Origin of the sequence: Microcystis sp. BLCC-F209 (assembly GCF_041928595.1) — a bacterium.
GTDB lineage: Bacteria > Cyanobacteriota > Cyanobacteriia > Cyanobacteriales > Microcystaceae > Microcystis.
Genome location: NZ_JBHFLL010000081.1, coordinates 23,227 through 32,636 on the forward strand (window position 1 = coordinate 23,227; position 9,410 = coordinate 32,636).

The following is a 9,410-nucleotide window of genomic DNA, read 5'->3' on the forward strand; positions in this document are numbered from 1 at the left end:
TAAAGGAAGATTAAACAGGAGAGAAATTAAGGATATCTTCAAAATTTGGCCGAGAACAGTAAAAGCGAACTAGGAAAACGGGTTACTCGCTCGCTTTTTAGTTGAACGGCTCATTTACCGGAGTGATAACATGGTTTAGTATAAGCTCGATCAATATGGAATCAAGACTCGTGTTATCTACTCTCCTAGCCGATTTCAAGATCATTTTTGAACGTGACCCCGCTGCCCGTAACTGGTTAGAGGTACTGTTTTGTTATCCTGGATTACAGGCTTTACTGTGCCATCGCTTCGCCCATTGGCTATATCAGATCGGGATTCCCTTTATTCCCCGTTTAATTTCCCATCTTGCCCGTTTTCTGACCGGTATCGAAATTCACCCCGGCGCCCAAATTGGTCAGGGTGTTTTTATCGACCATGGCATGGGAGTTGTCATCGGAGAAACCGCCATTGTCGGTGATTATGCCCTCATCTATCAAGGAGTTACCTTAGGAGGGACGGGGAAAGAAAGCGGTAAACGTCACCCGACTCTAGGGGAAAATGTGGTCGTCGGCGCTGGGGCTAAGGTTTTAGGTAATATTTATCTGGGTAATAACGTTCGCGTCGGCGCTGGTTCTGTGGTGCTGCGCGATATTCCTGCCGATTGTACCGTTGTTGGTGTACCCGGTCGTTTAATCTATCGGGCCGGGACGCGGGTGGAACCCCTCGAACACGGTGATTTACCCGACTCGGAAGCGGTGGCTATTCGCGCTTTGGTGGACCGCATCGAACAACTGGAAAAACAAGTGTACGAATTGCGGCTAGAACGGTCAAAAGAACCAGATTATCGGATTAATTGCCCAGTTTTAGCCCATTTAGAAGAAGAAGCGAGTCATAGCTTTTGTCCTGCGGCCGATCGAGATATGCGCGAGTTTCTTGAAAGATCGGTTTATCCCCGAGAATCTTCTGATATGATAGAAGACTCGTTTTCTAAGTAGCTGAAACCCATTTATCAAGGCTATGATTGTTAAGGACTACTTGGCACCGTCCGATGGCTCAAACTGACTCAATCCGTATCCGTGGCGCACGACAACACAATCTCAAAAATGTTGATCTCGAATTACCCCGCAATCAGTTGATTGTTTTTACCGGAGTTTCGGGATCGGGCAAATCTTCCCTCGCTTTCGACACCATTTTTGCCGAGGGACAGCGCCGCTATGTGGAGTCCCTCAGCGCCTACGCGCGGCAATTTTTAGGACAATTAGATAAACCCGATGTGGATGCGATCGAGGGTTTAAGTCCGGCTATTTCCATTGACCAAAAATCCACTTCCCACAATCCCCGCTCTAGTGTGGGAACTGTTACGGAAATTTACGATTACTTGCGTTTATTGTTCGGTCGTGCTGGTGAACCCCATTGTCCCCATTGCGATCGCAATATTGCCCCCCAAACCATCGATCAAATGTGCGATCGAGTGATGGAATTAGCCGAGAAAACCCGATTTCAAATCTTGGCCCCGGTAATTCGCGGCAAAAAAGGCACCCATAAGCAATTAATCTCTAGTTTGGCCTCCCAAGGCTTTGCCCGGGTGCGGATTGACGGCAAGGTAGTAGAATTATCCGAGGGCATCGAGTTAGATAAAAAACATTTTCATGATATTGAAATTGTTATCGATCGCCTGATCAAAAAAGAGGGTTTACAGGAAAGATTAGTGGATTCTTTAACCACTTGTTTAAAGCATTCCGATGGTGTAGCGATTGTGGAAATTCTCGATGAGAATAACGAAGATAATCCCGAAGTTACCAAAGAAATTGTCTTTTCCGAGAAATTTGCCTGTCCCGAACACGGGGCAGTTATGGAGGAATTATCCCCCCGTTTATTCTCTTTTAATTCTCCCTATGGTGCTTGTCCCAACTGTCACGGATTGGGCAGTTTACGGAAATTTTCGGCAGATTTAGTCATTCCAGACCCAAAACAACCGGTTTATTCCGCTATTGCCCCCTGGTCAGATAAGGATAACTCCTACTATCTTTCTCTCCTCTACGGTTTAGGGCAAGCTTTAGGTTTTGAAATTCAAACCCCTTGGCAGAAACTAACAAAAACCCAGCAAGATATCATTCTCTATGGGAGTAAAGAACCGATCTATTTTGAAGATGATTACCGTTACGATACTGGCCGCGGTTACTATCGAGAATTTGCGGGAGTTATCAATATCTTAGATAGGAATTATCAAGAAACCACCTCGGAAGTTATTAAACAAAGACTAGAGAAATATATTGTTAACCAAACCTGTGAAGTTTGTCACGGAAAAAGATTAAAACCGGAAGCTTTATCGGTACGTTTAGGACAATATACGGTCACGGATTTTACCAGAGTTCCCATTCGGGATTGTTTGCAGAGAATTAATGATTGTCATCTAACCCCAAGACAGGCATTAATTGGAGAATTGGCCCTGAAAGAAATCAAAGCGAGACTACAATTTTTAATCGATGTGGGATTAGATTATCTTACCCTCGATCGACCGGCGATGACTTTATCTGGGGGAGAATCCCAACGAATTCGATTAGCCACTCAAATCGGTTCAGGATTAACGGGAGTCTTATACGTTCTCGATGAACCTAGCATCGGATTACACCAAAGAGATAATAGTAAACTGTTAGAAACCTTGCAAAGATTGCGAGATTTAGGTAATACTTTAATCGTCGTCGAACACGATGAAGAAACGATTCGGGCAGCCGATTATGTGGTCGATATCGGTCCGAAAGCGGGGATTCATGGCGGAGAAATCATCTGTCAAGGCAGTTTTAAAACCCTTTTAAAGTCCAAAAAATCGATAACAGGGGCCTACCTATCGGGACGCAAAGTTATTGAAACTCCTCCCCAAAGAAGGCATGGAAATGGTAATGCTTTAGTTTTAAAAAATTGCCATCAAAATAACCTAAGAAATATCGATGTAACGATTCCTTTAGGAAAATTAGTCTCGATTACGGGAGTATCTGGTTCAGGCAAATCCACCCTAATTAATGAGTTATTATATCCAGCTTTACAACATCATTTAACCCGTTTAACTCCCTTCCCCAAAGAGTTAGACAAAGTGGAAGGATTGGACGCGGTTGACAAAGTAATTGTCATCGACCAATCACCGATAGGACGCACTCCTCGGTCAAATCCTGCCACCTATACGGGGGTTTTTGACATTATTCGCGAGATTTTCACCGAAACCATCGAAGCAAAAGCTAGGGGTTACAAAGCGGGGCAGTTTTCTTTTAATGTTAAGGGAGGACGCTGTGAAGCTTGCCTAGGCCAAGGGGTAAACGTCATCGAGATGAATTTTCTCCCCGATGTCTATGTGCAGTGTGATGTGTGTAAAGGAGCGCGTTACAATCGCGAAACCCTACAGGTTAAGTATAAAGGGTATTCGATCGCCGATGTCTTAGATATGACGATCGAGGAAGCATTAAAAGTCTTTGAAAATGTCCCCCGGGCCACCACCAGATTACAAACTCTCGTGGATGTGGGTTTAGGATACTGTAAACTCGGTCAAAGCGCCCCCACTTTATCCGGTGGGGAAGCGCAAAGGGTGAAATTAGCGGCCGAATTATCCCGACGGGCCACGGGAAAAACCCTATATTTGATCGATGAACCGACTACGGGTTTATCTTTTTATGATGTGCATCATCTCTTAGATGTGTTACAAAGATTGGTCGATAAAGGTAATTCGATTATCGTCATCGAACACAATCTCGACGTGATTCGCTGTAGCGATTGGATTATTGATTTGGGACCGGAAGGAGGGGATAAGGGAGGAGAATTAATCGCGGTGGGAACACCGGAAACCGTGGCTAAATGTGAACAATCCTACACCGGTCATTATCTTGCCCAAGCATTACTTCAATATCCCCCAAAAAAGCGGGATAATATTAGGGAAGAACACAGAGATAATAAAGCCAATGATCAAGATTAGTATTTAACTCTTGTTCGCTCTTAATTTCCTGACCGGTTTTCCAAGAATAAATTTTAATCTCTTGAAAGTAAGACCTTAACTGTCTTAATTGTTCTTTGGGGGTGGCGTAATAATTTTGCAGACGAAAATTATGGGGTTCATCCCGAATAATTGCATAGTCAGCAGTCAATAACTGTTGGTAGCTAAGAGAGGGATTACAGGCACGCAAAATCACCCAGAGGACTAAATTTACATAGCTACTAAAAGGATTGAAACTAATCTTTTTTTTCCAATCGAATTCTGGGATAATTCCCTGAAGATTATGACTAGAAAAGCAAAAATAACCGCCAGTTTTACCGATGCGGCTAATTTCCTCTAAAACTAGAAAACGGTCAGCAGGGGAAATATAATCAATGCCATTAAAACTAAAGAGAATAAAATCAAAATAATTATCCGCAAATTGTTCTAGATTTCTAGCATCGGCCACTTGCCAGACTAAATGGGGGAATTTTTGACGACAAGCGGCGATCATTTCCGTAGAATAATCAACACCGATATATTCTCCCACAAGAGGGGCAAAATACTTCGTAGTCCGTCCCGCACCTACCCCTAAATCAAGCATTTTCATGGTTGATAAACGCTCTTGCAGCAGAGTTAAAATTGTCTTTTCTGCTGGCTGTAGTGCGGTTAATTGGGCATAATAACCGACAATACTAGGGTCTCTATAGGTTTGCTGATTTTTATCCTTAATCATTCTCGATCGCTCTTTCCTCATAATCTGGCTGTTTTTCTCTTACTAATAATTCACCTTCCCAACCGCCAATTACTTCTTCAAATAAGCCTTCTTGCCATTGGCTAAATGTAGTTTTTTCTTCTTGTTCTTTTAGAGATATTGGCTGATCAACTAAGGTAACTTCTAAATCTGTGTTTTTAAGTTCAGGCGGTAAAGATATTTGTAATGTTCCATCTTCTCCTACATGGGTTTTAAAACTAATTGTTTTCATGGTTTCGGCTCAGGTTACTACTATCATAAGGATAGTGTGATATGTCCTCGTCTGACAAGGTGCGTCCCTTGGCGTCTTTTAACCATAAAGACATCTTCACCCCAAACAGGTTGGACATGGCAGAAACCACCATCCGATGAGAATGGTGATACATCCCACTCAAGACACCGTTACCCGGATCTATTCGAGATCGAACTCACGATGTTGCATAACCACGAGAAACTTGATATATTGGCAGTTGATAAATATTATTGAAAATTTACTGGAGACCTAAGTATGTTATCAACTGATGTCAGACAAAAATCAATGATTAAGAGAATTGAGCAAGTTGTTTCTATTTTAATGGAAGACCGCCCTTTCTTTAAAGAGGAACTTAATTATTCAGAAATAGTGAAACATTTGGTTGAATTATTTGAGAAAAATTTACCTTTTGAGGAATTTAACACTATGTCAGAGGCAGAATTGAAAGAGCATTGTAGCTTTATTATGTCCACAGAAATCCTGTCAAAAATTGGCGGCAATTTTACTCCTGAACAAATGGCTATTTTCGATGAAGCAATTAAGCGTAAATAGGTAATTATGAGTTATTTGTTAGATACTAATTAAGCGTAATCTTGAAATTTATCAAAAAATTGAAGATGTCAAAGCTCAAAGAAAAAGTATCTTTATCAGTTGCATTACTTATTTTGAAATTAAGAGGGGATTTTTGGCAGTTGCTGCACCTAAACAAAGAGAAAGATTTAACCAACTTTGTCATGATTATCAAATTATTTTATCAGATGATTTAGCTATTTTAGAAAAAGCATCTGAAATTCATGCTGATCTTAGATTAAGAGGATTACCCATACAAACAGAAGATATTTTAATTGCTGCTACTGCTATAGTTAAAAGTTTAATTGTTGTTTCTAATGACGGTGATTTATTGAGGGTTGAAGGATTAAGTTTAGAGAATTGGGTAGAGTTATAAATTAAACCCAATCTTTAATTCATCCGCCATATTTTAATAGCTTGAGTCAGTAAAGACGTGCATTACACTACGTTAACGCACCCTACAAAATCGGCGTACTGCTACGCAGTGTCTTCGGCATCGCACTGTAAGGATGGGCGGTGATTTTTCCTGTGTCACTATCAAAATTAGGAGAAAGTGGCCTAATATATATATGAGGGTGCTTATTTCCTATTAAAAACCGCCAACAACCCAATGAAAACTTTAAATCAGAATCCCTGGCAAGTAGAGGGAGGAGAAACCCTACCCCTACTTTACGAAATTGATCAACATCTTTGGTTAGAGGAAACAATAAAACTCCTCAAGGAAAATCGCTTAGATGAATTAGATGTAATCCATTTAATTGAGGAATTAGAAAGCTTGAGTAAAAGAGATAAAAACCGAGTCAGTAGCTTACTTGAACAAGTGATCAGGCATTTATTACTTTTACAATATTGGACAACAGAAGCCGAAATAAATGGGAATCATTGGCGAGCGGAAATTATCGGTTTTCGCACGCAATTAAGAAAATGTTTAACGACGAATTTACAGAATTATTTGGCTGAGGAATTACCGATAATCTATCAGGATGCTTTCGATTATGTTCAACAAAAAACTGGGTTTTCTGGCGATTTTCCCTCAGAATGTCCTTACAGTTTAGAGCAATTATTAGATAAAAATTGGTTTCACTGTGAAGATTAGACATTAAACATGATAAAATAATCAAAGAAAACCGTTCTAAAACCACGGGTTTTTTAACCCAAATTTGCGATAATAAGATGCGCTTAAATTATCAACTCGGAATCAGTGCAGATTTTTAGCTCTTTTGTCCCATCTACAAGGATAGCATTTTCCAAAAGTGATAAAAGAAATGTAAAGTTGTTTTATATTAGTTGTCTTTGATAGTCTGGAAATTGTCCTGACGACTTCCCAAATTGCTTCCCACCTGACCCACTGTCCCAACCGCCAGTTGGCGAAATTTGATTATATCCTGCTCAACCAGCGCCATCCCGGTTGAGCGAGTTCGCCGTCGGTTGTCAGCCATCTGAGCGGACGCTTGCAGCGATCGCCTGGTTTCAAATTGAGTTACGCGCAAGATCAGGTATTTTTATTTGAGCAACGCTAAGAGAGAAAAAGCAGCGGGGATCAAATATCTGTATAAAGTGCTACGATAATCTAAGATTTCATTAAAGGTTAGATTATCAAACGCCGACTCAGGACTATCAAGGTCGGAAAGCCTCGTTCGATAGTCTGAGCAGAGGCAAGACAATCGGTTAGAACTTATTGACTATCTGAGACTGTCCAATCGTTGGAATCGACTTCGGGTATGAGTGAGGATATCGATCCGCAATTGTCAGGGTAACACCAAATCCCCTTGATCCAGTGCAGTTGACAACCCTTCTGGTTCGTAGTGACCACTTCAGTCGTCCCTGATGATAACTGGGTTTTGCTAACTGGATTTAGGATAAACCTGCCTTAGTGCGGTTTTGTCGTTACTTGTCTAACAATTGTTGCTATTTCACTAACTACCTTATTTTTTATGGTTAAAAATTATGGCAAGCAAATCTTATTCAATGGTGCAAAATTACCTAATCGGAACAACCGGAACGGGACTAGATCAAACGGTTGAAAGAATTGGCAGAGATCCAGGACTCGCTGGTGCCAATCTCGGTACAAATATTACGGGTGGAATGACGGCAGCTAATGGATTAAATCAGTTAATCTTAGAAGCCAAACAAGCCACTGGAGTCGCTAGTAACGGCATTTTTACTGTCAGTGACGTAACCGCGATTAATGCCTGGATTCGTGCCAACCGTTTAGCAGAATTTACTGCTCTCCACGGCGATGATGACGGTACAACAGAAACAGGGTTTCATTTAGTCCAAAATGACGGAGCGACTCAACAGTATCGCAATCAGAATTTAGTTGATACGGTTTTTGATGGCATTTATCACATTGGTTTCCTAATTGAAAATGGCAGCTTTGTCAATGAAGATGGTAACGCCAATGCCACTGTCACCCAAGTAGCGGATTGGCTAACCCAATTTTATACAGATCGGGCAACAACTAATACCGGACTTGATCAGATTACGGAATTAATTATTGCTGATCAGGGTTTAGCGCAAAATATACCTTGGCAAGAAATTGCTGGCGGTGCTGATGCTGCCAATGGACTGAATGATTTATTAAAAACAGCGATTACCACCTACAATCTCGCCGCCGATGGTTCAATTTCCGAAAGCGATATTGCACAAATTAACAATTGGATTCGCTCTGATGCCACCCGTTATAATACTTTTGTTGTTCTGCATGGGGATGATGACGGCACAACAGAAACTGGCTTCCATTTAGTTCAAAATGACGGTGCGAAGACCACATATTTTGCGAAAAACCTAGTTAATACCGTTGCCGACGGAATCTATCATATTGGTTTTGAGATCCAAAATGGGCGGTTTCTCAATGAAGATGGTGCAGCTAATGCCACAGTCAAGGACGTAGCAGATTGGGTAACATATTTTTACGTCGATCAGTCCACCACTGGCACCGGATTAGATAAAATTGTCGATACCATCAAAATTGATACTGGCTTAGCCAAGTGGACAAATGCGGGGGATATTAACGCCGGAGCCGCCGCCGCCGACGGACTTAACCATCTATTAGTCGATGGCGTTACAGCTACAGGCATCGCTGCTGATGGCTGGATTACCAGCGATGATATTCGCACCCTCAATCAGTGGGTTCGCACTAATCACTATGACGAATTTATCCTCCTCCACGGTGACGATGAGGGAAATGAGGAAACAGGCTACCACCTGGTACAAAATGACGGAGCGACAACCCAATACTTCGGTAAAAATTTAGTCAATACCGTAGCCGATGGACTCTATCATATTGGCTTTACCATCGAAGAAAATCGTCTCGTCAACGAAGACGGCGATGCCAATGCTCGCCTTAATGATGTTGCCAGTTGGCTCAACTATTTCTATCTTCAGAAAACCATTATTTACGGTGATAACTCTAGCGACACGATTACAGGTACGAATCTTGCCGAACACCTGATGGGTTACGGGGGAAACGATATTCTCAATGGTGGCGGCGGCGATGACCTAATCGATGGAGATTGGGGGTCTGACACTTTATCGGGTGGGGTTGGTAATGACTTCCTCTATGGCGGCGCAGACAATGACCAATTAGATGGAGGCGAAGACTCAGACACTTATTATGTCTCCGGTAATCTAGCCGGAGGCTGGTCGAGTTTCCAAGGCTACGACATCTATAGCGATACCGGCACCTCTGGGGTGGATAAAATTGTGGCTTTGGGTACAGGAGACGTGGACCTGGGGATTCTTTCCTTTAGCACCAATAGTGGCATTGAAACCATCGACGGGACAGGAGTAACAGGAAAAGTCACCATTGTCGGTGATTGGAGTGCCAATAACCTCGACTTCTCTAATACTGCTTTCGTCGGTGACAATATCCAAATCAATGGCTATTGGGGGAA

The 9,410-nt window shown here is 42.0% G+C and carries 9 protein-coding genes; 6 read left to right on the top strand and 3 right to left on the bottom strand.

What is annotated here, in order from left to right; translation table 11 throughout:
- The first annotated feature begins 155 nt into the window (after window positions 1-155).
- Window positions 156-974 carry a serine O-acetyltransferase gene (cysE, locus tag ACE1AQ_RS05195; protein WP_110544776.1) on the top strand — a complete coding sequence of 273 codons (819 nt, stop codon included), beginning with the start codon at window positions 156-158 and terminating at the stop codon, window positions 972-974.
- Window positions 975-1,027: 53 nt separating this feature from the next.
- Window positions 1,028-3,940: an excinuclease ABC subunit UvrA gene (uvrA, locus tag ACE1AQ_RS05200; RefSeq protein ID WP_008202256.1), complete on the top strand. Its 2,913-nt coding sequence runs from the start codon at window positions 1,028-1,030 to the stop codon at window positions 3,938-3,940.
- Here uvrA and ACE1AQ_RS05205 read toward each other — a convergent pair.
- Both ACE1AQ_RS05205 and ACE1AQ_RS05210 read right to left on the bottom strand, forming a co-directional pair.
- On the bottom strand, window positions 3,897-4,673 hold the full coding sequence (locus tag ACE1AQ_RS05205) for a class I SAM-dependent methyltransferase (protein WP_110544774.1): 777 nt from the start codon (window positions 4,671-4,673) through the stop codon (window positions 3,897-3,899). The genes uvrA and ACE1AQ_RS05205 overlap by 44 nt on opposite strands.
- A complete protein-coding gene (locus ACE1AQ_RS05210) occupies window positions 4,666-4,923 on the bottom strand; it encodes a hypothetical protein (protein WP_008202260.1) in 258 nt (85 codons plus the stop codon). The genes ACE1AQ_RS05205 and ACE1AQ_RS05210 overlap by 8 nt, the downstream gene beginning before the upstream one ends.
- Window positions 4,924-5,199: 276 nt before the next feature.
- On the opposite strand from ACE1AQ_RS05210, the gene ACE1AQ_RS05215 reads away from it, so the two are divergent.
- The 3 genes from ACE1AQ_RS05215 to ACE1AQ_RS05225 all read left to right on the top strand — a co-directional run bounded on the left by ACE1AQ_RS05215 (window position 5,200) and on the right by ACE1AQ_RS05225 (window position 6,610).
- Entirely contained in the window at window positions 5,200-5,496 is a 297-nt protein-coding gene (locus ACE1AQ_RS05215) for a hypothetical protein (protein WP_106908324.1), read from the top strand.
- Window positions 5,497-5,518: 22 nt separating this feature from the next.
- Window positions 5,519-5,890, top strand: a complete 372-nt coding sequence (locus ACE1AQ_RS05220) for a PIN domain-containing protein (protein WP_106908325.1) — start codon at window positions 5,519-5,521, stop codon at window positions 5,888-5,890.
- A gap of 234 nt (window positions 5,891-6,124) precedes the next feature.
- Complete coding sequence (locus ACE1AQ_RS05225; protein WP_008202268.1) at window positions 6,125-6,610, top strand: DUF29 domain-containing protein; 486 nt, start codon at window positions 6,125-6,127, stop codon at window positions 6,608-6,610.
- A 187-nt stretch (window positions 6,611-6,797) separates the two neighbouring features.
- Here the strand turns inward: ACE1AQ_RS05225 and ACE1AQ_RS05230 are convergent, their stop codons facing one another.
- A complete protein-coding gene (locus ACE1AQ_RS05230; RefSeq protein WP_253257721.1) occupies window positions 6,798-7,004 on the bottom strand; it encodes a hypothetical protein in 207 nt (68 codons plus the stop codon).
- 457 nt (window positions 7,005-7,461) lie between these two features.
- Between ACE1AQ_RS05230 and ACE1AQ_RS05235 the strand changes: the two genes are divergently transcribed.
- Window positions 7,462-9,410, top strand: a 1,949-nt coding sequence (locus ACE1AQ_RS05235; RefSeq protein ID WP_374808000.1) for a calcium-binding protein, incomplete at its 3' end; no start/stop codon positions are given.